Source organism: Sulfuriflexus mobilis (genome assembly GCF_003967195.1).
GTDB lineage: Bacteria > Pseudomonadota > Gammaproteobacteria > AKS1 > AKS1 > Sulfuriflexus > Sulfuriflexus mobilis.
The window spans coordinates 522,903-547,773 of record NZ_AP018725.1 but is presented as its reverse complement, the minus strand read 5'-3'; the positions used below and the strand labels follow the sequence as shown (position 1 = coordinate 547,773).

The window sequence follows — 24,871 nt, the reverse complement described above, 5'->3', positions numbered from 1 at the left end:
AGCATGCATAAATCATCAACTCTCCGCGGCCAACCTTTCTAATAAAGGTGATCGGTTACAACCTTTGGCCACAAACCCCTGCCATTCTGCCGGTATTTTACGCAAAATCTCAGCCGCTTGCGCCTTATTTTCAAAGGCCGCAAACACACAACTACCGGTCCCGGTCATCCTTGCCGGGGCAAACTGGCCCAGCCATTTCAACGCCTTATCGACAGCAGGGTAATGTTTGCGAACCACCGCCTCGCAGACATTTGTTGTCTGACCAGACAGAAAGTCGCGTATTGTGATGGGCTGGCAGTCACGTGTCAATTCCGGGGCGGAAAAGACTGCCGCCGTACTGACTTCACAATCCGGTACCACCAGCAGATACCAGGGTTCGGGCGGGCTCGCCGCCGTGAATTTCTCCCCCACCCCTTCGGCCCAGGCGGCCTTGCCTTGCACAAAAACCGGTACGTCGGCACCCAGTGTCAGGCCCAGCCTGGCCAGCTCGTCAACCGACAAACTGGTCCGCCAGAGCCGGTTCAGGGCCACCAGCGTCGTCGCCGCATCGGAGCTGCCGCCCCCGAGGCCGCCCCCTGCGGGCAGGCGTTTCTCAAGCCGGATATTGGCCCCCAGGCGAGTGCCTGTCTCGGCCTGCAGGCAACGTGCGGCCCGCATGACCAGATTCTCTTCCTCGGCAACACCCGCCACTCGGCCCTGCAGACTGAGTCTGCCATCTTCCCGAGGCTCGAAATACAGGGTGTCGCCCACATCCAGGAACTGGAACAGGGTCTGCAGCGCGTGCATGCCATCGGCCCGGCGCGCCGTGATGTGCAAAAACAGGTTGAGCTTTGCCGGAGCCGGCCAGCCTGGCGTGCTCATCCACCCATCCCGGCGACGGGCGTCCCGACAGCCTGCCACTGGTCGACCACCAGGCGGACATCCAGCCCATCATGGTCGAGGAAGACCTTGCCGGGCAGGCTAAAGCCCTGCACGCTCACGTAGCCACGGTAACGCACCCGCCAGCCGTTCTGGTGTAACACGGCCAGGCGACCAGCAGGGTCCAGCTCTTGTTGATATCCACTATCGGGGGCGGCAAGCCCCACAGCCCAATAACGCAGGCCGTTAACCGGCACCTGCAGACCCAGGTGCTGCCGCAATAACTGCTCGGCATCGTTGGACTGCACGGTCTCGCCATTGTGTTGCAGGGTTACACCCTGCGGGCTGCCATCGAGTTGCACCGCGCCCTGCCCAAAAGGACCAAACAGATTGATGTGGTAAGCGCTGTCGATCTGCTGCCAGCGCAGGCTGGCATGCCAGGCCTCATCTTCATGCCGCAGGGAGATACGCCCGTCCAGTGTCCAGGCCTCAAGACTGTTTAGTTGTAACTGGTGCTGTGCCCAGGCCGCACGGGGATCGCCCCCGACCCCGATCGGCGCCTCGCTGACCGGCAACATCTCACAACCGCTGAGCAGCACCCCGCAAAGATAAAGCCAACGACGCATCATTTGGCCAGACGCTGCATGGCCTCAAGTACCTTCTTGTCATTCGGTGACTTTTTCAGTGCCCGCCGCCAGACCTTTTGTGCCTGCTTTTGCTTCCCGGCCATCCATAACACCTCGCCAAGGTGGGCGGCGATCTCGCCGTCGTCGTTCAGGTCGTAGGCACGGGTCAGGTGTTTAATGGCCTCTGCATGGTTACCCAGTCGATACTGCAACCAGCCCATGCTGTCGATGATGGCTGGGTCGTCCGGTAACAAGGCAAAGGCGCGCTGGATATATTTTTCCGCCTCGTCAAAACGCTGGGTGCGATCCGCCAGGGAATAACCGAGGGCATTCAGGGCATGGGCATTATCCGGCTCGCTCTTGAGCACGGCCTGCAGGTCGGCAATCAGAATATCCAGACGGTCCACCCGCTCGGCCATGAGTGCCCGGGCATAAAGCAGGTCATTATTCCCCGGCAATTTTTCCAGGGCGGCGTTGTACAGTGACATGGCGTCCGCGTAACGCTCGGCGTGACGCAACACATCACCTTCGACCAGATAGAGACGCACTTGTTGTGCCTCACCACGTGCCGGGATCGCCTGCACGCGTTCCAACGCAGCCTCTATCTCACCCTGTTCGGCGAGTAGCGAGATGGTGCGCATTTGTGCGTCGAAGGCATACTCCCCATGCCGTATCTCGGCATACCAGCGAATTGCCTTCAGGGGTTGTTTGCGTTGTTCGGCGATCTGTCCCAGGTAATAGGCCGCCTCAAGACTACGTTTGCTGTCACCGGCGAGCTGTTTCATATAGCGCTCAGCGGCATCAAGATCATCGGCCTGCAAGGCGAGTATCCCCAGTGCATAGAGAATATCCTCATTCCCCGGGGCCTGTTCGGCGAGGTGTTCAAATTCCACACGCGCGGCATCAAGTTGTTTGACATCAACCAGCAGGCGGGCGTAACTCAGGCGCACGATCTTGTTGTCTGGCTCTGACTCAAGGACCTTACGCAGTATATCCAGGGCCTGCTCGGTCTCGCCTTGCAGGTGTAACAGCCTCGCCAGCTGGTTCTGCGCCTCCAGCCAGTTCGGTTTCAGTGTAATGGCCTCGCGCACCGCGCTCTCGGCCAGCTTCAGCTTGCCTGAATTTTCGGCCAGCGCGCTCAGGGCAAAATGTGCAGCGGCGATGTGGCGATAACGAAGTGCCAGCCTTTGCATCACATCCAGGGCCGCATCACGCTGGGATTCGCGAACCAGCTGTTTGCCAATCGTGATAAACACCGAGGTCTCGCTGTTTTCCTTCTGCACAATGAGGTCGAAGGCCTCCAATGCCGCGGCGTTCTCGCCGTTACGCAGCAACATCGTTGCGTAGGTGTAATGGGCCGCCAGCAGATCAGGGGCGATCTCTACCCACAGGGCGGCAGCCTCCAGTGCCTCTTTATCACGCTTGGCAAAGTTCGCCACCTGCACGGCCCGCTCGACAATCCGCGGGTCACGGGTCAGCTGGGCCGCCCGCAGGTACTGGCTGGCCGCCAGGTCGAGGTCCCCACGGTGACCGGCCAGCTCACCCGACAACAGGGTAAACAGCAGCGGCCCATCCAGATTGATATTGGGCAGATCGGCATCGACCTTGGCGGTTTCGCCCCCGGCAGGCTCTGCCGGGGGACCGGATGCCTCAATATCAGCCACCGGTTGGGGTGCCAATAAGGTGCAGCCACTGAGGAGTAATACGCCAAAACCTACTGAAATCTGCCTAAAAATGCCTTTCATAACACCCTTTTCTCCACCGGGCGGCCTCCCGCCACGCCGGACCATAACCTTTTAACGAGCACAAACACGGCTCATCGTGTAATTTTCAGTATAATGTCTTTTTTCGCCACATGTTAAATATATAGAAACCATGTCCCTGCTCGCTTTTGGCATCAATCATCAGACCGCCCCGGTGGCTATCCGCGAACGCGTAGCGTTTACGCCGGAGTCCCTGCTACACGCCCTGCAGGACCTGATTGAGCGTACCGCCGTTAACGAGGCCGCGATCCTCTCCACCTGTAACCGCACCGAGGTCTATTGCGGTCTCGACGCCGGCGACACAGATGTAGTCCTCAAGTGGCTCGAAGAGTTCCATCGCCTCGAGCGCAGCGAGCTCGAACCTTATGTTTACCGCCACCCGGACCAGCACGCCGTACGCCACATGCTGCGCGTCGCCAGTGGTCTCGATTCAATGGTACTCGGTGAGCCGCAGATCCTCGGCCAGATGAAGGATGCCTACCAGTTGGCCAGCGAGGCCGGCACCATCGGCAAGACGCTGTCGAAGCTGTTCCAGCATACCTTCTCGGTAGCAAAGCAAATCCGTACCGATACCGCCATCGGTCACAGCCCGGTGTCGGTGGCCTTCGCCGCCGTCTCGCTAGCCAAGCAGATATTCGGTGACCTCAGCGACAGCACGGTGTTGCTGATCGGTGCCGGTGAGACCATTGAACTGGCCGCCCGTCACCTGAAAGACAGTGGTATTGGCCGTATCATTATTGCCAACCGCACCGTCGAGCGCGCCCATGCCCTGGCCTCTGAACTCGATGGCTATGCCATAGCCCTGGCCGAGATGCCGAAACACCTTGCCGAGGCCGACATCGTGATCTCCTCGACCGCCAGCACCCTGCCGATCCTTGGCAAGGGCAGTGTCGAGAGCGCACTCAAGCAGCGCAAGCACAAACCCATGTTCATGGTCGATATCGCCGTGCCGCGTGACATCGAACCCGAGGTCGATGAGCTCGATGACGTGTATCTCTACAGCGTCGATGACCTGCAGGAAATCATCGAGGAAAATATCAAATCCCGTCAGGATGCCGCCCACCAGGCCGAAGAGATCATCGACACGCAAGTGACGCACTTCATGGGCTGGATGCGCTCTCTCGAATCGATCTCGACCATTCGCGCCTTCCGCGAACAGGCCGAACACCTGCGTGACGAGACACTACTTCGCGCCCTCGCACAACTCGAACGTGGCGAGAACCCGGAACAGGTGATGCGAGAACTCGCCCGCCTGCTCACCAACAAGCTCACCCATACTCCAAGCGTTCAAATTCGTCAGGCCAGTTATGATGGCCGCCTGGATATGCTCGACACCGTGCATGAACTGTTTGACCTTGGCAACGAGCCCTAGCTGCCCTCAGCGATTTTAGTCCGCCAGAGCCCCCTGGCCTTTCGACATATCACGTAACCCCGGACAGAGACTGTGAAAGATTCCATTCGTAACAAACTAGATACCCTCAGCGAGCGCCTTGAAGAGATCAATGCCTTGCTCGCCGAGCCTGATACGATCAATGACAACAACCGCTTCCGTGAGCTTTCAAAGGAATATGCCCAGCTGAACCCGATCGTCGCCAGTTACCAGCAATACCGCCAGGCGCTTGAGGATATTGAGGCCGCCAGAGCCATGCTCGAGGAAGACGATGCCGAGATGCGCGAAATGGCTGCGGAGGAAGTTACCGAGGCCAAGCAACGTAGCGAGGCGCTCGATGCTGAGTTACAGGTTCTGTTATTACCCACCGACCCGCACGACGAGAGCAACGTCTTTCTCGAAATCCGTGCCGGTGCCGGCGGTGATGAGGCAGCGATCTTTGCCGGTAACCTGTTTCGCATGTACAGCCGCTATGCCGAACAGGTCGGCTGGAAGATCGAGATCATCAGTGAGCACGAAGGTGAACATGGCGGTTACAAAGAAATCGTTGTGCGCGTAATCGGTAAAGACGTGTACTCGCGGCTCAAATTTGAATCCGGTGGCCACCGCGTGCAGCGTGTGCCCGAGACCGAGTCACAGGGCCGCATCCATACCTCGGCCTGCACCGTGGCGGTCATGCCCGAGGTCGACGAGGTCGAGGCGATCGAGATCAACCCGGCCGATCTGAAAATCGATACCTTCCGCGCCTCCGGGGCCGGTGGTCAGCATGTTAACAAGACCGACTCGGCGATCCGCATCACTCATTTGCCGACCGGCACCGTCGTCGAGTGCCAGGACCAGCGTTCCCAGCATAAGAACCGTGCACAGGCCATGTCACTATTGCAGGCACGTCTGCTGAGTACGGTGCAAGACAAACAACAAAGCGAGCAGGCCGAGCAGCGCCGTAACCTTATCGGCAGTGGTGACCGTTCCGAGCGCATCCGCACCTACAACTTCCCACAGGGGCGCATGACCGATCACCGTATCAACCTGACCCTCTATAAACTCGACGACATCATGGAAGGCGACCTGGACCAGATTATTGAGCCACTGCGCCACGAATATCAGGCCGACCTGCTCGCCGCCATGGGCGATTAACGACGTCTAATATGACTCGCATCGACACACTGCTTGAAGAGGCTATCCGTCAATTTACCGACTCGGGCAGCCCGCGACTTGATGCCGAGGTACTGCTCTCTCACGCCCTGCACAAGTCGCGTAGTTACCTGCGTGCCTATGCCGAGGCCGAGGTCGATGCCGAGACCGAACAGGCCTTCAACCTGCTCGTCGCCCGCCGTGCCGCCGGTGAGCCGGTCGCGCACCTGACCGGAGAACGCGAGTTCTGGTCCCTGCCCCTGCAGGTCAGCGCCGACACCCTGATCCCGCGACCCGATACCGAACTGTTGGTCGAACAGGCACTCGCACACATTCCGGCAGACGCCAACTGGCAGATTGCCGATCTCGGCACCGGCAGTGGTGCCATTGCGCTGGCCATCGCCAGCGAACGGCCACGCTGCCGGATCGTCGCCTGCGACCTCTCCACCGCGGCGCTGGCCGTGGCCCAGGCCAATGCCCACAAACTCGGGCTGAATAATATCGAGTTCCGCCACAGCGACTGGTGCAGCGCCTTCGACGAGGGCGAAAAATTCGAGATGATCGTCAGTAACCCGCCCTATATCCGCGCCGCAGACCCCCACCTCGAGCAGGGGGATGTGCGTTTCGAATCACGCCTGGCGCTGGTTGCCGGTGAGGACGGTCTCGATGCCATTCGCCTGATCCTCGACCAGGCCAAACACCACCTGGTCAGCGGTGGCTGGCTGCTCATCGAACACGGCTACGACCAGGGCCAACACCTGCGCGAGCTGTTTACCACCGCCGGTTATGCCGAGGCGAAAACCCTGCAAGATAGCGGCCAAAATGACCGCCTCAGCCTCGCCCGCCTGCCCTGATTGCCGACAAAAAACCCTTGCATATTTGTCCCGTCGTTCTAGGATGAGGGTATGGATAATGCGCATCGCGACTATACCAAGCACCGCGAGATTCACTTTTGCAGCCTGCATGCAAAGGACGCGGCACCGGCGCACGCCGCCATGTTGTTGCTCGCTGACGTCGAGGGTATTGTTGGCCTGCACCCGGTCTCGGCCATCTGCCTGCAGGTCAGTTATGACCTGCGCAACCTGTCTCTACAAATCACTGAGAATGCCCTCATCGAGGTCGGCTTTCATCTCGATAACAGCCTGTTCAACAAGCTGCGTCGTTCCCTTTATTACTACACCGAAGAAACCCAGCGCGTGAACATGGGCCATGTTCACGACAGCAAAACGACCCGGGATATCTTTATTGATCGTTACCAGCGCCTGCCCCACGGTTGCCGTGACGAGCGCCCGAACCACTGGCGAAAGTACCTCTGACGTTAAAAGCATTAACCGCAAAGGTCGCAAAGTAACGCGACGAAAAATCAATGCAGGCCGGTATGCCTGTACAGGCACGTCATTCCGGCGCGACCAGAACAAGGTTCAGTAAGTACTTAATGATCATCGAAGATGATCTAAGTGCAGGCCGAAATCCAGTATTCTAAATCAACATGCGGGATACTGGCATGCGCCAGTATGACGAGGGTTTTTAAGTATATAAGCCTTTCCTTCGCGTCCCTTCGCGACCTTTGCGGTAAAACAAATATCTGACACTTTTATCTTTCGCCTTTTGTCTTTACCCTGTGCCCTATGAACGATGATGAACTCCTGCGCTATAGTCGCCAGATCATGCTGCCGCAAGTCGGTATTGAGGGTCAGCAGCGACTGGCCGACTCGCATGCCCTGATCCTTGGCCTGGGCGGCCTCGGCTCACCGCTGGCCCTATACCTGGCCGCTGCCGGCGTCGGTACACTGACCCTGGTCGATTTTGATGACGTCGACTTATCCAACCTGCAGCGTCAGATCCTGCACAGCACCGCAGACATCGGCCGCGCCAAGACCGACTCGGCGAAGACTCATTTGCAGGCCATCAACCCGCTGATTACTATCAACACGATTAATGCCCGTCTCGACGAGGCCGAACTTGGTAAGGCGATTGCCGGGGTGGATGTGGTCCTCGATGGCAGTGATAACTTTGCCACGCGCTTTATGGTCAACCGCGCCTGCCTCGCCGAGCGCAAACCACTGGTCTCGGCCGCGGCGATCCGTATGGAGGGTCAGCTCGGCGTGTTTCGTTGTGATGAGGACGACGCCCCCTGCTACCAATGCCTGTACCAGGACACGGGGGAGGAGAATACCAGCTGCTCAGAGAATGGCGTGCTCGCGCCGGTAGTTGGTGTGCTCGGCAGCCTGCAGGCCCTCGAGGCGCTCAAGCTCCTGCTTGATCTCGGCGAGACCCTGGCCGGCAAATTGCAGGTCTTCGACGCCCTGCGCATGGAGTGGCGAACCATGAACCTGCGCAAGGACTCCAACTGCCCGGCCTGTGGCGAGGCCGTTCAGGACTAGCCCTTCAGCTTTTCCTTCAGCAGCTCGTTGACCTGGGCCGGGTTGGCCTTGCCCTGCATGACCTTCATGACCTGGCCGACAAAGAAGCCGAAGACCTTGTCCTTGCCCGCACGATACTGCTCGACCTGTTGCGGGTTGCTGGCGATGATCTCGTCGACGACCTTTTCGATAGCCCCTGTATCGGTGACCTGCTTCAGGCCCTTGTCCTCAATGATGCTATCGGCATCACCCTCACCGGCCCACATCGCCTCAAAGACCTGCTTGGCGAGCTTGCCGGAGAGGGTCTTGTCGGCGATACGCCTGACCAGGCCACCCAGTTGCGCGGCGTTCACCGGACTTTCAGCTAGCCCTTGTGAGACCTTATTGAGGGCACCGGTGAGGTCGACCATGACCCAGTTGGCACAAGTCTTTGCCTCGCCCCCGGCGGCCTTGACCACGGCCTCGTAGAAATCGGCCTGTTCACGGCTGCTGGTCAGAACCTCGGCATCGTAATCCGATAGACCATACTCACTGACAAAACGTTGCTGCTTGGCATCTGGCAATTCCGGCAGGGTCGCACGCACGGCCTCAATGGTCTCGTCATCGATGATCACCGGCAACAGGTCCGGGTCCGGGAAGTAACGATAATCATTGGCCTCTTCCTTGGAACGCATCGAGCGGGTCTCGTTGTTGTCGGCATCGTAGAGGCGGGTCTCCTGTATGACCTGGCCACCGTCTTCGATGACTTCAATCTGGCGCTCAACCTCGAGATTGATCGCCCGCTCGACGAAACGGAAGGAATTGAGGTTCTTCAGTTCGGCACGCGTGCCGTATTCGGCCTGACCCTTCGGCCGCACCGAGACATTGGCATCACAGCGGAAAGAACCCTCGGCCATGTTGCCATCACAGATGCCAATATAGGTCACCAAGGAGTGGATCTTTTTCATGTAGGCGACGGCCTCTTTCGCCGAACGCATGTCCGGTTCCGAGACGATCTCCAGCAAGGGTGTACCGGCACGGTTCAGGTCGATACCGGTCATGCCATGGAAGTCTTCGTGCAGGGATTTACCCGCATCTTCCTCAAGATGGGCACGGGTAAGGCCAACCGTTTTCACCGTGCCGTCTTCGAGACGAATGTCCAGCGTGCCCTTGCCGACTATAGGCAGGTCCATCTGGCTGATCTGGTAGCCCTTCGGCAGATCGGGGTAAAAATAGTTTTTACGTGCGAAGACATTCTTGCGGCCGATCTCGGCACCGGTGGCCAGGGCAAACTTCACTGCCATGCGCACCGCCTCCTCGTTCAGCACCGGCAAGACGCCAGGCAAACCCAGGTCGACGGCACAGGCCTGGGTATTCGGTGTTGCACCATAGGTGGTCGAGGCACCGGAAAAGATCTTGCTCCGGGTGGCGAGTTGGGCATGAATTTCCAGCCCGATAACAACTTCCCAATCCATCTTTTTAACCCTCTTACAACGCAGAGACGCCGAGAATGCAAAAACCGCAGAGATTTTTTAATAAAGACTTTGCAACCTTGCCCTGACCCGGTACGGGTAGGGTACTCACAATGAACGCTGAAAGCGTTCTGTGAGCCAAGTGCCTTTGCGTTGGGCGTTTATCTTTCATCAATAATAACTGCTATTTAAAGGCTTCCGGCACGCGCGTATGCCAGTCGGTGGCCTGTTGGAAGCGGTGCGCCACATTGAGCAGGCGCGCCTCGTCAAAATAATTGCCGATCATCTGCAGCCCTACCGGCAGGCCCCTGGCAAAGCCCGCCGGCACCGACATGCCCGGCAGACCGGCCAGGTTGCAGGCGATCGTGTAGATATCCGACAGATACATAGTGATCGGGTCATCGGCCTTTTCACCCAGACCAAAGGCCACGTCCGGCGAGGTCGGCCCCATAATGACATCGACCTGTTCAAAGGCCTGTTTGAAATCATTACTGATCAGGTGGCGAATACGCTGCGCCTTCAGGTAATAGGCGTCGTAATAACCGGCAGACAGCGCATAGGTGCCAATCATGATGCGGCGCTTGACCTCGGCACCGAAGCCCTCACCGCGCGAACGTTTGTACATATCTTCAAGGTCAACCGGGTTGTCGCAGCGATAACCAAAGCGTACACCGTCAAAGCGCGACAGGTTCGAGGAACACTCGGCCGGCGCAACCACATAGTAGGTCGGCACGGCCAGGTGGGTATTCGGCAGGCTGATCGCCTGCACCGTGGCGCCCAGCGCCTCGAACTCCTTAATCGCGGCCTCGACCTGTTTGCCGACCTCGGGGTCCAGGCCCTCACCGAAATATTCCTTCGGCAGGCCTATCTTCAGGCCCTCGATAGAATCGTTCAGGCTGGCGGTGTAATCCGGCACCTCGCGATCGACACTGGTCGAGTCGCGCACATCAAAACCGGCCATGGTATTGAGCATAATGGCGGCATCCTCGGCGCTACGCGTCATCGGCCCGGCCTGGTCAAGACTCGAGGCAAAGGCAATCATGCCGTAGCGGGAAACACGCCCATAGGTCGGTTTCAGGCCGGTAATGCCACACAGCGCGGCTGGCTGGCGGATCGAACCACCGGTATCGGTACCCGTGGCGGCCGGGGCCAGACGGGCTGCGACACAGGCGGCCGCGCCACCGGAGGAGCCGCCGGGTACGGTGTCGGTGTTCCATGGGTTGCGTACCGGGCCATAGAAACTGGTCTCATTCGACGACCCCATGGCGAATTCGTCCATATTGGTCTTGCCAAGCAGCACGGCACCATCGGCATTGAACCGCTCGACGGTGGTGGCGTTATACGGCGAGATGAAGTTATCCAGCATGCGCGAACCACAACTGGTTTTCACACCCTCGGTGCAAAAAATGTCCTTTTGCGCGATCGGGATGCCGGTCAGCGGTGATGCGTCACCGGCCTTGATGCGGGCATCGGCGGCGCGCGCCATGACCAGGGCCGGTTCTTCGGTCACACTGATATAGCTGTTAAGCTGCGGGTCAAGTGCCTGAATACGCTGAAGATAAGCGCGGGTCAGCTCCTCGCTGGAAAACTCCCCGGCGCGTAGCGCGGCGGCTAATTCACTAATGGTCTTGTTATGCATGCGGCTTCAATTAACTGATTAGGTATATAAAGGTATGTGCAGACCGGACAGGTCTCCGGCCTCACCCTGGCTCACTCAAGGACCTGTGGTACCAGGAACAGGCCATTCTCAACACTCGGCGAGTTTTCCTGAAACCGATCACGCTGGTCGGCCTCGGTCACCACATCCGGGCGCAGACGTTGCGCCATGTTCAATGGATGCGCCATCGGGGTGACGGCATCGGTAGCCACCGCCTCCATCTGATCGACCAGGCCCAGGATATTCGACAAATCACTCGCATAATCCGGAATATCCGCCTCACTAATGGCCAACCTCGCCAGGTGGGCGATCTTTTCGACATCGTCACGACTCAGGGACATATCAACTCCGTTCTCAGGGGCCCGTTCGGGAAAACTTTCATAGCAGATTCAGGATGCGAAACTTATCACAGTTAGCGCCTTGCCCAAAACCCTGCGCATTGATAGAGTAGCGGAATATTTAAGCAGTATTCCAGTATAAACGGGACAAATAACAGCATGTTAAACTCTTTACGCGGCCTTTTCTCTACCGACCTCTCCATCGACCTTGGTACCGCCAACACCCTTATTTATGCACGCGGCCAGGGGATCGTCCTCAACGAACCCTCGGTAGTGGCCATTCGTCAGGACCGAGGCAGCAGTGGCGCGAAGAGCATCGCTGCCGTCGGTGCCGAGGCAAAAATGATGCTCGGTCGCACACCGGGTAACATCACTGCCATTCGCCCGCTCAAGGATGGAGTAATTGCCGACTTCAACGTCACCGAAAAAATGTTGCAGGCCTTTATTCATAAAGTGCATGAAACAAAATTCTTCCGCCCCAGTCCTCGTGTTGTTGTCTGTGTACCGTGTGGTTCAACACAGGTCGAACGTCGCGCGATTCGCGAGTCAGCACTCGGTGCCGGTGCGCGTGAAGTCTATCTCATCGACGAACCAATGGCCGCCGCGATCGGTGCCGGCATGCCTGTCGGTGAAGCACAAGGCTCCATGGTACTCGACATTGGTGGTGGTACTACCGAAGTCGCCGTGATCTCTCTGAACGGTATTGTTTACTCTGCCTCAGTTCGTATCGGTGGTGACCGCTTCGATGAAGCCATTATCAGTTATGTGCGTCGTAACTACGGCAGTCTCATCGGTGAATCCACCGCCGAGAAGATCAAACTCGAAATTGGTGCGGCTTTCCCTGCCAATGAAGTCAAGGAACTTGAGGTTAAGGGTCGCAACCTCGCCGAAGGTGTGCCGCGCAGTTTCACCCTGAACAGTAACGAGATACTTGAGGCCTTGCAGGAGCCCCTGTCAGGTATCGTCAGTGCCGTTAAAACCGCACTCGAACAAACGCCACCAGAACTTGGTTCTGATGTTGCTGAACGCGGTATGGTACTGACGGGTGGTGGTGCACTGTTACGAGATCTGGATAAACTACTTTCGGAAGAAACCGGCCTGCCCGTTATCGTTGCCGAGGATCCTTTGACTTGTGTTGCACGTGGCGGTGGCCGAGTACTTGAGATGATCGATGAACATAGTATCGACATCTTTGATCTGGAATAAGGTGCGAGACGGGAAGCAACTATCAAATCGCTTTTTTCACAAGGCCCACTGCTCAGCGCACGCCTGATCCTGTTTGTCATCATATCTATTGTTATGATGACAATGGATCACCGCTATCAATATCTTGAGAATTTACGCTCCGGCCTTAGTCTAATTCTGGAGCCTTTGCGGCAGGCGATCGATCTGCCGTTTGTTATTATTGATAGCATCGATGAAAATATTTCTACGCGTGCACATCTCTTGTCTGAAAATGAAGAACTCCGCACCAAGAATCTGTTACTCAAGGGTCAGTTACAAAAGTTCTCAGCGATCGAAGCCGAGAATATGCGCCTGCGAACCTTGCTCGACTCGTCTTTCAAGGTTGGTGACAAGGTTCTGATCGCGGAGTTGTTACGCGTCGACCTGGACCCCTTTACACGCCAGATCGTCATTAACAAGGGTAGTAACAGTGGCGTCTACATCGGCCAGCCACTGCTTGATGCTGACGGCATCATCGGTCAGGTCATTCACGTCAGTCGCTATTCCAGCATCGCCATGCTGATCACCGATCCGAGCCATGCCCTGCCTATCCAGATGAACCGTACCGGCCAGCGCGCCATTGCCGTTGGCACCGGTCGCCCGAATGAACTGGAACTCCTGCACATACCTAGCAACACACTCTTGCAGGAAGGTGACCTGCTGGTCAGTTCCGGACTCGGCGGCCGCTTCCCGGCCGGTTACCCGGTGGCGCGGGTCTCCAGTACCAATAATATTCCCGGACGTGCCTACCTGCACGTGATTGCCGAGCCTACCGCACACATACAACGCAGCCGCGAGGTCCTGCTGGTCTGGCCTGCAGAGAATCCACTCGATGAACCCATGCAGTCTGATGTGGGCGGGAGCAAAGGCTGATGCCACCGATACAACATAAAGGTGGCGGCATTATTCTGGCGAGCATTATTGTCGCCCTGTTGCTCGCCATGCTGCCCCTGCCGGAATGGGCACAACATATTCGTCCTGAATGGGTCACCCTGGTACTGATTTACTGGTGTATGGCCTTGCCGGATCGAATCGGCATCGGTTGGGCCTGGCTTGCTGGTCTGATGTTGGACGTCACCACCGGTAGCCTGCTTGGCCAGCACGCACTGTCCCTGGCCATTGTTGCCTTCTTGACACTCAAGTTACATCAACGCATTCGGGTCTTTCCACTCATGCAACAGGCCTTTGCCATACTGGTACTGGTGGCAATGGCTGAAATGATCAACCTCTGGATACACGGCATCATCAACACACCACCGCGTAGCTGGACTTACTGGCTACCCTCACTGATTAGTGCTGCCTTGTGGCCATGGTTGTTTGTTGTTATGCGAGGCATACGTCGTCACTTCCGGGTCCAGTAGGCATGCCCAGATACCTGACGATTAAGGACCACGCCCGCGAAACACATCTGTTTGGCCAACGGGCGGTCATTGCCTTTGTTATCATTGTTCTCCTTATGCTCACCATCGTCTCACGCCTTGTCTACCTGCAGGTTATTAACCATGAGCACTATGAAACGCTGTCGCATAAAAACCGCGTCAAGATCGTCTCGGTTCCCCCAACCCGCGGCCTGATATATGACCGCAATGGTGTTTTACTTGCGGAGAATATCCCCTCCTTCAGTCTCGAACTGACCCCTGAGCAAGTCTCCAATATGGATGACACGCTCAGTCGCTTGCGTAAAATCATTGCCATCAGCGATGAAGACATCGAACACTTTCTGCGCCTGATAAAACAAAAACGTCGCTTTGACAGTGTGCCGTTACGTTTTCGACTTAACGAGGAAGAGGTTGCCCGCTTTGCCGTGAACCGCTACCGCTTTCCAGGTGTCGATATCGAGGCACGTTTGATCCGTTACTATCCACGCGGCAAACTCGGTGTACACGTCATCGGTTACGTCGGTCGCATCGATGAGACCGAGCTGCAGCGCATCGACAATGCCAACTACAGTGCCACCACACATATCGGTAAACTTGGTGTTGAACGTTCCTATGAAGATATCCTGCACGGTCAGGTCGGTTTTCAGGAAGCCGAGGTCAATGCACAGGGACGTACCCTGCGCATATTGAACGAGACCCCCGCCATACCAGGCAAGAACCTCTATCTGAATATCGATATCGAGATGCAGGCCCTCGCCGACCGCGCCCTCGGCAAATACCGTGGTTCTATCGTCGCCATGGCACCGAAGAGCGGCGAGGTACTAACCCTGCTGAGCAAACCCGGTTATGACCCGAACCCCTTTGTGACCGGGATCGACAACAAGAGTTACCAGGCCCTGCGCACCTCAAAAGACAAACCCTTGTTTAACCGCAGCCTGCTTGGCCAGTATCCCCCGGGCTCGACCGTCAAGCCCTTCATTGGCCTGGCCGGCCTTGAGGCCGGCCTCGGCAAGCAAAGCACCTTCTGCCCCGGCTGGTATGAATTACAGGGTGATGATCACCGTTACCGTGACTGGAAAAAGCAGGGCCATGGTGAGACCGATCTGGACGTGGCCATTGTCGAATCCTGTGATGTGTATTTCTACGAACTCGCGCACCGCCTCAAGATTGATCGTATCCACGACTTCATGATCCGCTTCGGCTTCGGCCAGAAAACCGGTATCGACATCATTGGTGAGTTGACCGGGTTGATGCCATCGGCCGATTGGAAACGTCGCGAACGGCGCCAGGCCTGGTTCCCGGGTGAGACCCTGATCACCGGTATCGGTCAGGGCTTCACCCTGACCACACCGCTGCAACTGGCCAGTGCCACGGCCACGCTGGCCATGCATGGCCAACGCGTACAACCCAATGTCCTGCATGCCACGCAGGCGAGCGCCGACAGTGAACCGGTCTTGCGCGAGACCACATACCTAAAACCGATCGAATTAAAAGACCCGGCGCACTGGCACCGCATCATTCACGCCATGACCCGCGTCATGCACAGTGAGCGGGGCACGGCTCGACGCAGCGGCGCCGGGGCAAAATACACCATCGCCGGTAAGACCGGTACCGCACAGGTATTTGGTGTCGCCCAGGACGCGGAATACGAGGCAGAGGAGCTCGATGAGCGTCTGCGCGACCATTCGCTGTTTATCGCCTTCGCCCCGGCCGAGGACCCGCAGATCGCTATTGCCGTGATCGCCGAGAATGCCGGCAGCGGTAGTGCGACGGCGGCACCCATTGCGCGTAAACTAATCGATTATTATTTGCTGAGGAATCAATAAATGCTGGAGGGCTATCAATCCAGACATAGCCGTGGCTTCAGTATCGCCCGTAGCCTGCACATCGACCTGACCCTGTTGGTTGGCCTGCTTATGATTGCCAGCCTCGGCCTGGTGATCCTCTACAGCGCCAGCAACCAGAACATCGACATCATTTATCGCCAACTGACCCGCCTTGGCGTGGCCTTTGGCATCATGCTTATTATTGCCCAGGTTCCTCCACGGCAACTCCAGTTCTGGACCCCATGGCTGTTTGGTATCGGCGTCATCCTCCTGATCGCGGTACTCTCCGGCTTTGGTGTGGTCAGTAAGGGCGCGCAGCGCTGGCTGGACCTTGGGCTGTTTCGCTTCCAACCATCCGAGATCATCAAGATCACCCTGCCGATGATGCTGGCCTGGTATCTGAACGATGCCGCCCTGCCTCCACGTCCGAAGCGGATTCTCGTCTGTGGCCTGTTGATCATCGTACCGACCCTGCTCATCGCCAAACAGCCTGACCTCGGCACCGCGCTGCTCATCGCCAGTTCCGGGGTCTTCGTCATACTCTTATCCGGTATCCGCTGGCGCTTCGTGTTCGCCTCGATCTTCACCGCCGTGGCCGCTGCGCCGCTGCTCTGGTACTTCATGCACGACTACCAGCGCCGTCGGGTTCTGACTTTCCTGAACCCGGAGAACGACCCACTCGGTGCCGGCTGGCATATCGTGCAGTCCAAGATCGCAATTGGTTCCGGTGGCACCTATGGCAAGGGCTGGCTGAACGGCAGCCAGTCACACCTCGAGTTCCTGCCGGAACGTTCCACTGACTTTATCTTTGCCGTGTACGGTGAGGAGTTTGGCCTGATGGGGGTAGTCGTGCTATTACTGATGTACCTGTTCGTGATTGCCCGAGGCCTGTACATTGCCGCTCAGGCTCAGGATACCTTTGGTCGACTGCTCGCCGGGAGTATCGCGATCACCTTCTTCTTCAGCATATTTGTCAACATCGGCATGGTCACCGGCTTGTTGCCGGTGGTGGGTCTGCCGCTGCCCATTGTCAGCTACGGGGGCACATCGATGGTGACCTTGATGATTGCTTTCGGTATCCTCATGTCAGTGCACACTCACCGAAAATTGTTGTCACAATAAACATGTTTACATATTTAAAGAGACACCCATGTCACTACACCAGAAAATAATCTTCTCATTGGCCCTGTTTGGCCTGCTCAGCCCGCCCATGCAGGCAGCGGCGATTACCGAGCGCAGTGAGGTACAGGCCTTTATCAAGGAAATGCGCGACCGCCATGATTTTGCCGAGCAGGACCTGCAGCGCTGGTTCGCCGATACCAGGATCAAACCCTCCATTATCAAGGCCATTTCGCGACCGGCAGAGAAAAAGGCCTGGAAGGACTATCGACCGATCTTTCTCACCGAGTCACGCATCGAGGGCGGTATAGAATTCTGGGACCGCCATGCCGAACTGTTACAGCGAGCCGAACAGGAATACGGCGTGGACCCGGCCGTGATCGTCGCCATCATTGGCGTCGAGACCCGTTACGGTCGCCACAAGGGCAGCTTCCGGGTCATCGATGCCCTCTCGACCCTGGCCTTCGACTACCCACCACGCAGCAAGTTCTTCCGCAGTGAGCTGGAACACTACCTGCTCATGACCCGCGAGGAAAAAGTCGACCCGATGAGTCTGCTCGGCTCCTATGCCGGCGCCATGGGCCAGCCACAGTTTATCTCCAGCAGCTATCGTCATTACGCGGTGGATTTTAATGCTGATGGTCGACGCGATATCTGGAACGATGCCGCCGATGCGATTGGCAGTGTCGCCAACTATTTCAAGATGCATGGCTGGAAGAGCGGTGAACACGTAACCCAGCGCGTTGATGTCAGTGCGGTCACTAACAAGGCCCTGCTCAGCGAAGATGACCTCAAACCCTCGCATGCACTGAGCGAACTCCGTCAACAGGGCATCGGGGATATCCTCGTAACACTCGACGACCAGCAACAGGCGGCGATGATCAATCTGGAAGGTGATGAGGGTCTGGAACACTGGTTGGGACTGGATAATTTCTATACCATTACCCGTTATAATCACAGCGCCCTGTATGCCATGGCCGTTTACCAATTATCGGAAGCCATTCGCGCACGCCGCGACGAAATGAAACAGGCTGATTCACATGGTTAAGCCTTTGAGAAAAATCGTCCTCCTACTGGCTTGTGCCGGCCTGAACGCCTGCGGTGGCAGCAGCTACCTCTTTGATGAAGAGGATAGCGCACCAAGTGGATACCGTGACCTGTCCAACGTACCCGATGCCATACCACGTGAGGAGGCACCTAGTCGTTATGGTAACCCGGCCTCCTATAAAGTCTTCGGCAAACGTTACCATGTCATGCAAGACAGCGCCGGCTATACCAAAAAGGGCATCGCCTCCTGGTATGGCACCAAGTTTCATGGCCGCAAGACATCAAGCGGCGAGCGTTATGACATGTATGCCATGACCGCCGCGCATAAGTCCCTGCCCTTACCCACTTATGTAGAGGTTACCAATCTGAACAATGGCCGCAAGGTCATCGTCAAGGTTAATGACCGTGGTCCCTTCCACAACAATCGTATCATCGACCTCTCCTACGCCGCTGCCCACCGCCTCGGCATCCTCGGCAAAGGCACCGGTTTTGTGGAGATACGCGCTATAGACCCCAGCCAGCCAACGCCGGATACCGAGACAGTTCTCGCTGCACGTGACGAAACACCGCCGCACGAGGCCAATGAAGCCAATGACGAAACGGCAGACAAGGCCATCAGCATGTACCTGCAGGTCGGCGCCTTTCTCAGTCGTGACAATGCTGAACGCCTGCGCCACAAGCTGCTCGATGCCGCCTTTGGCAACACCCAGATCAGTCCGGTCGAACAGAATGGCAATACCGTCTACCGGGTACGCCTCGGACCGATCCTTGATACCAACTCCGCTGACCAGCTGGTGGGTAAACTCGTCTCGCTCGGTATTCACAATAGCCACGTCGTCAGCGACTGATCTCCGGCCCATATTGGCCACAGCCACTGCAAGCGGCTACAATGGTGGTGTCTATATTGGATAACCCGACTAATTCTATGATGCGTTCACAAACCCGTTTTCAAGCAATTACCGCCATTTTTCTCATCCTCTGCGCGTCCCTGTTGAGCGCCGCCCCGCAGGCTGTGCCAGCCGCGCCGCAACTCGCCGCCAAGGGCTATGTGCTACAGGACTTCAATAGTGGTCAGATCATCGCCGAGGAAAATGGCGACCAGCAGATGGAACCGGCCAGCCTGACGAAGATGATGACTACCTACGTGGTCGCCCATGAGCTACGCGCCGGTAATATCAGCCTCGAAGACAAGGTCACCATCAGTAACAAGGCCTGGCGCATGCCGGGCTCGCGGATGTTCGTTGAGGTCAATACGCAAGTCAGCGTCGAAGACCTGCTCAAGGGTATTATTATCCAGTCCGGTAACGATGCCACGGTCGCTATTGCTGAACATGTCGCCGGCAGTGAAGAAACCTTCGCATCGCTCATGAACCAGTATGCCGTGCGCCTGGGCATGACAGCCTCGCACTTTGTTAACAGTACCGGTCTGCCCGATAAAGAACACTTCACTACCCCGCATGACCTGGCCAAACTGGCCCGTGCCCTGATCCGTGACTTTCCCGATCATTACAAATGGTACTCGGATAAGAAATTCACCTATAACAACATCACCCAGTACAATCGCAACAAGTTGCTCTGGCATGATGAGAGCGTTGATGGCATCAAGACAGGCCACACCGAATCCGCCGGTTTTTGCCTCGTCGCCTCGGCCTTGCGTGAGGATATGCGCCTGATATCCGTGGTACTCGGCGCAAGCAGTGAACGTGCCCGCGAACAGGAATCAAAAAAACTGCTCAATTACGGCTTCCGCTTTTATCGCACCCATCGCCTCTATGAAGGTGGCAAGACACTCAGTGAAGCCAAGGTCTGGAAGGGCCGGGAGGATACACTGGCACTCGGTCTGCAAGAGGACCTGTTCATCACCGTACCGCGCGGCAGCTATCAGAAACTCAAGCCCAGCATCAGCTATGCCTCCCTTATCGAGGCCCCGGTTATCAAACATGCTGCCCTCGGCACCGTTGATATCAGCCTGAATGACAAGGTCATTGCCAGCCGGGAACTGCTTGCCCTGCATGAGGTAAAAGAGGGTGGTTGGTGGAAACGTCTTATCGACGCCATCACACTATTCCTCAAGGGCCTGTTTTCCTGATCTATGGCTATTGTCTATTTAAACGGCGAGTACCTGCCTGCCGACGAGGCACGGGTCTCGGTCCTGGACCGTGGTTTTGTCTTTGCTGATGGCGTCTATGAAGTGATCCCGGCCTACGGCGGACGCCTGCTCCGCCTCGAGCAGCACCTGCAACGCCTCGATAACAGCCTGGCCGGCATCCGCCTGGCCAATCCACTCGACCGCCTGCAATGGGGCCAGGTGCTGGAGGAGATCGTCAAGCGCAACAGCGAGAACAACGGCGATTTGTCGATCTATTTACAGGTCACTCGCGGTGCCGCAAAACGCGATCACGTGTTTCCCGATGAGGTCAAACAAACCGTATTCGTCATGGCGACACCGATGTCACCTGTGCCGGATGAGCAACTGGAAAACGGCATCGCAGCCATCAGCCACGATGACATCCGCTGGCGTTACTGCCACATCAAGTCGATCGCCCTACTACCTAATACCCTGATGCGCCAGGTCGCACGCGAGGCCGGGGCCGCCGAGGCCATCCTCTACCGCGATGATCAGGTCACCGAGGGCGCGGCGAGTAACGTCTTTATTGTTCACAACGGCCGCATCATCACACCGCGCAAAGACGAATGCCTGTTACCCGGGATCACCCGTGACCTGATACTCGAGATCGCCGCCGATAACGGCCTGGATTGCGAGGAGGCCGATATCAGCATGCAGATGCTGCGCGAGGCCGACGAGATTTGGGTGACCAGTTCCACCAAGGAGATCCTGCCGGTGACGCATCTCGATGGTCAGGCTGTTGGTAATGGCAAACCGGGGCCGGTCTGGCGTGACATGCTGGATCGATACCAACAATACAAAGACAAACTCCGCCAGGGTATTGCACAATAAAGATTGTGTGGATCTTATCAGCTTTACTATCAGTAAGTAGTAACCGCAAGAGCTTTTAAATTTTAAAAAAACCTATTATTTTTTACCTTAGAATCCCTTCGTATTTCATTATCATTGACAAACGCAAAAATAGAAAATGCTTCTGGGGTGAAATTTCTCTGCATGCAAACGTATCGCGCAAAGTTGGTTATTCATATGACAAGAACGAATGCAATCGATCACAGCAGAAATGTCAGTAATATTAAAGAACGCTTCACCCCATTGATGCCAACTTGTATTTAAATATTCAACTTCTTCTGTATATTCGATCCTGATAACCCAATCATTTCTAAGATGATTATCAATAACCTGTGCAACATCAGTTATAATTTCATAAGACAAATGAGGATAAAGCCGATTGGGCATTAACATAAAATATTCCCCTTTCCTTATTTACTATTTTGAGTGCTTTACTTAATCAGACACTGGCTACAGACACATTTTCATCATAATTCGTATGTAACCTCTCTAACTGCTTTGTACTAATACGTTCCAGCGCAGCCTGTCTGCCCATAATAATATTCTCTTCAGGTATATATTTAAGAACATCCAGCTTACCAAGTCGTTCTAGAGCTTGTTCTTTAGTCGTAACGATATAAACCGAACGCCCGGCATTAATCATTTCAAGAATAGATTCTTCAAGAGCTAAAGCTGCCGAAACACCAAGATGTTTAACATCAGTAATATCGACAACAAGCGTATGGCAACCACCAATTTGTGAATTTTTACGGGTAATCGCTCTCGAGCTACCAAAAATCATTGTTCCACGTAAATACAACAACAGAATTTTACCTTTAGCATCTCTTAATATTTCTTTTTCGCGTGATGATAAGTCCAAATCTGTATTATCAGGATCGGTGACCGCTTTAACATCGTTTTCCTGCAACTCGGATAGTTTTGTAATTGTCATAACATTGGCAACAAATAATCCAATACCTACTGCTGCAATCAGATCAACAAAAACTGTCAATAGTATTACACCGTATGTAATCAATGCACCTTTTCCAGAAATAAGATGCGCACGTTTAAGAAAGCTCCAGTCAATAATATCAATGCCCACTTTTAACGCGATACCGGCTAATACCGCCAAGGGTATTACGGAAGTTAAATCAGCCGCCCATAAGATCACTATGAGTAATATTCCTGCTCTTATAAGACCTGATAAAGCAGTTCGTGCCCCAGCCTGAATACTGACAACTGTCCCCATGGTCGCACCGGCACCCGGTAAACCACCAAATAATCCAGACATGATATTACCTATACCCTGGCCGACTAACTCCTTATCTGAATTATGCCGTTTGCGAGTAATGCTGTCGGCAATAACTGAAGTAAGTAAGGCATCAATGCATCCCAGCATACCTAATACAATGGCATCTATTAACATTACTTGCCACTGTTCAGGGCTAAACACAGGCAGCTGTAGATCAGGCAATCCTGTAGGTATTTCACCAATGCGTCGTATATCTGTCGAACTTAGGAAGACCACTGATATCAATGTACAAACAACCAACGCAACTAATGGAGGAGGAAGATATTGTTTAAGACTCTTTGGTATAAGAAAAAGAATCGCCAGTGTTAATATGGCTAAAATTGTTTCGTTAGCTTGTATACCAGAAAGCAGTGTTGGTAAATTTTCTATTACGGCAATGACACCACCACTTGGCGAAGGTTGCCCAAGCAAAGGCCCAATCTGTAAGATGATAAGAATGATACCAATGCCTGACATAAAACCGGATACAACGGTATAAGGCATCAGGGTTACATATTTACCTAATTTCATTACACCAAACAAAATTTGAAACAGGCCTGCCATTATTACGACAGTAAAGGCCATTGCCATTCCATTTACCGGGTCTGAAGCAATAAGCTTTGCGATGACGGCGGTGAAGACAACCGTCATTGGACCGGTTGGCTCTGAGATCAATGTGGGTGAGCCACCGAATAAGGCCGCGAATAAGCCGACAAGAATTGCACCATATAAACCGGATTCAGCACCAGCACCTGATGCAACACCAAAAGCAAGCGCCATAGGTAAAGCAATCACGGCCGCTGTCACTCCGCCAAAAATATCCCCGCGTTTATGTCTTAAATTAATTTCATTTAACACTTGCATATCTTACGGTCTCTGCAAAATAAAATTACTCGGAGAATAACAAGAGTAAATCGATTTAATATTATGCATCTGAGTAAAATAAATTACTCATTGATATTAATGATGGATACTATAGCTAGCTACCAATAAGAAGAGGTTTAACTATATTTACAGAGATCAAATTAAACGATATTTATTCATCGATATTATTGATGGGAGTTGTAGATAGACACCAAATAGAAGTGGTTGTAATTTTTACTTTTTAGCTGTTTATTTCTTGCTAAGCTTTTTCTTGTTAGAATTTTTCTTGCTTGACGTGATCTTTTGTTTTTCGTTTAAAATGCTTTCTAATTTAGGCCACATTTTTTGCATGCGTTCTCGGATCGCTGGCTCAGAACCGATAACAAAGTCTAAAAATGTTTGCGCAACCAATGATAATTCTTTCCCTTTTGGATAAACGATATACCAGTCACGTAAGATAGGAAATCCTTTTACGTCGAGAATGGCAACGGGACCATCAACACCTTCGAGTGACAATGTATGAAATGATAAGACAGACAATCCCAGACCACCTGCAATAGCATGTTTGATGGCTTCATTATTACCCAGTTCCATCCGTATTCTAGGACGCGTCCCTATTTCATCAAACGCTTTAAACATAGCATCACGAATTCCTGATCCTGGTTCGCGAATAATGAATGGTTCCTTGGCGATTTCTTCCAAACTAATATTTTTCTTACCCACCAGCGGATGATTACGCGGTGCCATCACAACAAGTGGATTAGGCGCAAAGGAAAATGCTTCCACCTCAACATCACCTTCTGGTGCCTGACCCATGATATACAGATCATCTTCATTAGCACGTATGCGACGTATAATGTTTTCACGGTTGGTAACCTTTAAGGAAAGCTCTATACCTGGATAGATCTGGCTGAACTCACCCAACATTTCAGGAGCCAGATATTTTGCTGTGGTAATAACGCCCATACGCAAACGGCCACGTTTCAAGCCTTGCATATCAGAAATTTTCATTTCCAAGTTCGACAGTGTTTCAAACATGTTACGACAGGCAACATACAATTCCTTGCCGGCTTCTGTTGGTTCAACATTTCGACCGACATGCTCAAATAATGGCAAGCCTATTGCGTCTGATAATTTTTTTATCTGCATTGAAACCGTCGGTTGCGTCAAAAAGAGTTCTTCGGCCGCACGGGTAAAACTACCTAGGCGATAAATCGCTTCAAACACCTGAAACTGGCGAAATGTTGCATAACGAATAAGATGATCCGGCATTGCTCCCGGTGGTGTATAGCTGCTATCATTGATAGTAGACATAGCCTGATTCCATTTCATCTCTCGTCTTAAGATATTTCTGGTAACTGTTTAAGCAACTATCATCCGGCTCTTTGGCTGCTTTACATTCTTGAGCATGCTTCATGGCTGCGTCTATTTCCATTTGTGATGGAACGGTGAAATCGGTCGTGTATAACGAGAATAATAACTCAATGATACCCATGCCAATGTTTCTCCATCACTATACTTACTAAACAAGTAATGACTAGTGTGGAGCGGCTATGACTTCAATACCAATCGATATTTTAATGAT

At 54.5% G+C, this 24,871-nt stretch carries 24 protein-coding genes; 14 read left to right on the top strand and 10 right to left on the bottom strand.

Going from position 1 to position 24,871, the window contains the following annotated elements:
- Positions 1-15: 15 nt before the first annotated feature.
- Genes ispE through EL386_RS02770 form a run of 3 tightly spaced genes read right to left on the bottom strand, consistent with a single transcriptional unit; the run spans position 16 to position 3,229 of the window.
- Complete coding sequence (gene ispE, locus EL386_RS02780; protein ID WP_126453101.1) at positions 16-861, bottom strand: 4-(cytidine 5'-diphospho)-2-C-methyl-D-erythritol kinase; 846 nt, start codon at positions 859-861, stop codon at positions 16-18.
- Positions 858-1,487 (bottom strand): lipoprotein insertase outer membrane protein LolB, encoded by a 630-nt coding sequence (gene lolB / locus EL386_RS02775; protein ID WP_126453098.1) that lies wholly within the window; start codon positions 1,485-1,487, stop codon positions 858-860. The genes ispE and lolB overlap by 4 nt, the downstream gene beginning before the upstream one ends.
- Complete coding sequence (locus EL386_RS02770) at positions 1,484-3,229, bottom strand: tetratricopeptide repeat protein (protein ID WP_172597590.1); 1,746 nt, start codon at positions 3,227-3,229, stop codon at positions 1,484-1,486. Before EL386_RS02770 ends, lolB begins: the two co-directional genes overlap by 4 nt.
- A gap of 130 nt (positions 3,230-3,359) precedes the next feature.
- On the opposite strand from EL386_RS02770, the gene hemA reads away from it, so the two are divergent.
- The 5 genes from hemA to EL386_RS02745 all read left to right on the top strand — a co-directional run bounded on the left by hemA (position 3,360) and on the right by EL386_RS02745 (position 8,155).
- On the top strand, positions 3,360-4,619 hold the full coding sequence (hemA, locus tag EL386_RS02765; RefSeq protein WP_126453092.1) for a glutamyl-tRNA reductase: 1,260 nt from the start codon (positions 3,360-3,362) through the stop codon (positions 4,617-4,619).
- A gap of 72 nt (positions 4,620-4,691) precedes the next feature.
- Positions 4,692-5,774 (top strand): peptide chain release factor 1, encoded by a 1,083-nt coding sequence (gene prfA / locus EL386_RS02760; protein ID WP_126453089.1) that lies wholly within the window; start codon positions 4,692-4,694, stop codon positions 5,772-5,774.
- An 11-nt stretch (positions 5,775-5,785) separates the two neighbouring features.
- Positions 5,786-6,625, top strand: a complete 840-nt coding sequence (prmC, locus tag EL386_RS02755) for a peptide chain release factor N(5)-glutamine methyltransferase (protein ID WP_126453085.1) — start codon at positions 5,786-5,788, stop codon at positions 6,623-6,625.
- A gap of 51 nt (positions 6,626-6,676) precedes the next feature.
- Complete coding sequence (locus EL386_RS02750) at positions 6,677-7,087, top strand: hypothetical protein (protein ID WP_126453082.1); 411 nt, start codon at positions 6,677-6,679, stop codon at positions 7,085-7,087.
- 312 nt (positions 7,088-7,399) lie between these two features.
- The gene (locus tag EL386_RS02745) at positions 7,400-8,155 is read left to right on the top strand and encodes a HesA/MoeB/ThiF family protein (RefSeq protein ID WP_126453079.1); all 756 of its coding nucleotides are present in this window, start codon (positions 7,400-7,402) and stop codon (positions 8,153-8,155) included.
- Here EL386_RS02745 and gatB read toward each other — a convergent pair.
- The 3 genes from gatB to gatC form a co-directional block, all read right to left on the bottom strand.
- A complete protein-coding gene (gene gatB / locus EL386_RS02740; RefSeq protein WP_126453076.1) occupies positions 8,152-9,588 on the bottom strand; it encodes an Asp-tRNA(Asn)/Glu-tRNA(Gln) amidotransferase subunit GatB in 1,437 nt (478 codons plus the stop codon). The genes EL386_RS02745 and gatB overlap by 4 nt on opposite strands.
- A gap of 181 nt (positions 9,589-9,769) precedes the next feature.
- Positions 9,770-11,224 (bottom strand): Asp-tRNA(Asn)/Glu-tRNA(Gln) amidotransferase subunit GatA, encoded by a 1,455-nt coding sequence (gatA, locus tag EL386_RS02735; RefSeq protein ID WP_126453073.1) that lies wholly within the window; start codon positions 11,222-11,224, stop codon positions 9,770-9,772.
- Between the two features lie 71 nt (positions 11,225-11,295).
- Positions 11,296-11,583 carry an Asp-tRNA(Asn)/Glu-tRNA(Gln) amidotransferase subunit GatC gene (gene gatC, locus EL386_RS02730; RefSeq protein ID WP_126453070.1) on the bottom strand — a complete coding sequence of 96 codons (288 nt, stop codon included), beginning with the start codon at positions 11,581-11,583 and terminating at the stop codon, positions 11,296-11,298.
- Positions 11,584-11,739: 156 nt separating this feature from the next.
- On the opposite strand from gatC, the gene EL386_RS02725 reads away from it, so the two are divergent.
- The 9 genes from EL386_RS02725 to EL386_RS15570 all read left to right on the top strand — a co-directional run bounded on the left by EL386_RS02725 (position 11,740) and on the right by EL386_RS15570 (position 21,134).
- Positions 11,740-12,786, top strand: coding sequence for a rod shape-determining protein (locus tag EL386_RS02725; RefSeq protein ID WP_126453067.1), 1,047 nt, complete (start codon positions 11,740-11,742; stop codon positions 12,784-12,786).
- A gap of 21 nt (positions 12,787-12,807) precedes the next feature.
- Positions 12,808-13,677: a rod shape-determining protein MreC gene (mreC, locus tag EL386_RS02720; protein ID WP_126453065.1), complete on the top strand. Its 870-nt coding sequence runs from the start codon at positions 12,808-12,810 to the stop codon at positions 13,675-13,677.
- The gene (mreD, locus tag EL386_RS02715; protein ID WP_126453062.1) at positions 13,677-14,165 is read left to right on the top strand and encodes a rod shape-determining protein MreD; all 489 of its coding nucleotides are present in this window, start codon (positions 13,677-13,679) and stop codon (positions 14,163-14,165) included. Before mreC ends, mreD begins: the two co-directional genes overlap by 1 nt.
- A 2-nt stretch (positions 14,166-14,167) precedes the next feature.
- Positions 14,168-16,009 (top strand): penicillin-binding protein 2, encoded by a 1,842-nt coding sequence (mrdA, locus tag EL386_RS02710; protein WP_126453059.1) that lies wholly within the window; start codon positions 14,168-14,170, stop codon positions 16,007-16,009.
- Positions 16,010-17,131 carry a rod shape-determining protein RodA gene (rodA, locus tag EL386_RS02705; RefSeq protein ID WP_126453056.1) on the top strand — a complete coding sequence of 374 codons (1,122 nt, stop codon included), beginning with the start codon at positions 16,010-16,012 and terminating at the stop codon, positions 17,129-17,131. It begins immediately after the preceding gene.
- A gap of 28 nt (positions 17,132-17,159) precedes the next feature.
- Positions 17,160-18,176: a lytic murein transglycosylase B gene (mltB, locus tag EL386_RS02700; RefSeq protein WP_172597589.1), complete on the top strand. Its 1,017-nt coding sequence runs from the start codon at positions 17,160-17,162 to the stop codon at positions 18,174-18,176.
- A complete protein-coding gene (locus EL386_RS02695; protein WP_126453053.1) occupies positions 18,169-19,023 on the top strand; it encodes a septal ring lytic transglycosylase RlpA family protein in 855 nt (284 codons plus the stop codon). The genes mltB and EL386_RS02695 overlap by 8 nt, the downstream gene beginning before the upstream one ends.
- Before the next feature lie 77 nt (positions 19,024-19,100).
- The gene (locus EL386_RS15575; protein ID WP_172597588.1) at positions 19,101-20,264 is read left to right on the top strand and encodes a D-alanyl-D-alanine carboxypeptidase family protein; all 1,164 of its coding nucleotides are present in this window, start codon (positions 19,101-19,103) and stop codon (positions 20,262-20,264) included.
- A 3-nt stretch (positions 20,265-20,267) separates the two neighbouring features.
- Positions 20,268-21,134 (top strand): D-amino acid aminotransferase, encoded by an 867-nt coding sequence (locus EL386_RS15570; RefSeq protein WP_172597587.1) that lies wholly within the window; start codon positions 20,268-20,270, stop codon positions 21,132-21,134.
- 111 nt (positions 21,135-21,245) lie between these two features.
- Here the strand turns inward: EL386_RS15570 and EL386_RS02685 are convergent, their stop codons facing one another.
- The 4 genes from EL386_RS02685 to EL386_RS02670 form a co-directional block, all read right to left on the bottom strand.
- The gene (locus EL386_RS02685) at positions 21,246-21,545 is read right to left on the bottom strand and encodes a RuBisCO small subunit-like domain-containing protein (RefSeq protein WP_126453050.1); all 300 of its coding nucleotides are present in this window, start codon (positions 21,543-21,545) and stop codon (positions 21,246-21,248) included.
- 46 nt (positions 21,546-21,591) lie between these two features.
- A complete protein-coding gene (locus tag EL386_RS02680; protein ID WP_126453047.1) occupies positions 21,592-23,286 on the bottom strand; it encodes a SulP family inorganic anion transporter in 1,695 nt (564 codons plus the stop codon).
- Between the two features lie 249 nt (positions 23,287-23,535).
- On the bottom strand, positions 23,536-24,600 hold the full coding sequence (locus EL386_RS02675) for a LysR family transcriptional regulator (protein WP_126453044.1): 1,065 nt from the start codon (positions 24,598-24,600) through the stop codon (positions 23,536-23,538).
- Positions 24,584-24,781: a hypothetical protein gene (locus EL386_RS02670; protein ID WP_126453041.1), complete on the bottom strand. Its 198-nt coding sequence runs from the start codon at positions 24,779-24,781 to the stop codon at positions 24,584-24,586. The genes EL386_RS02675 and EL386_RS02670 overlap by 17 nt, the downstream gene beginning before the upstream one ends.
- Positions 24,782-24,871 lie beyond the last annotated feature (90 nt).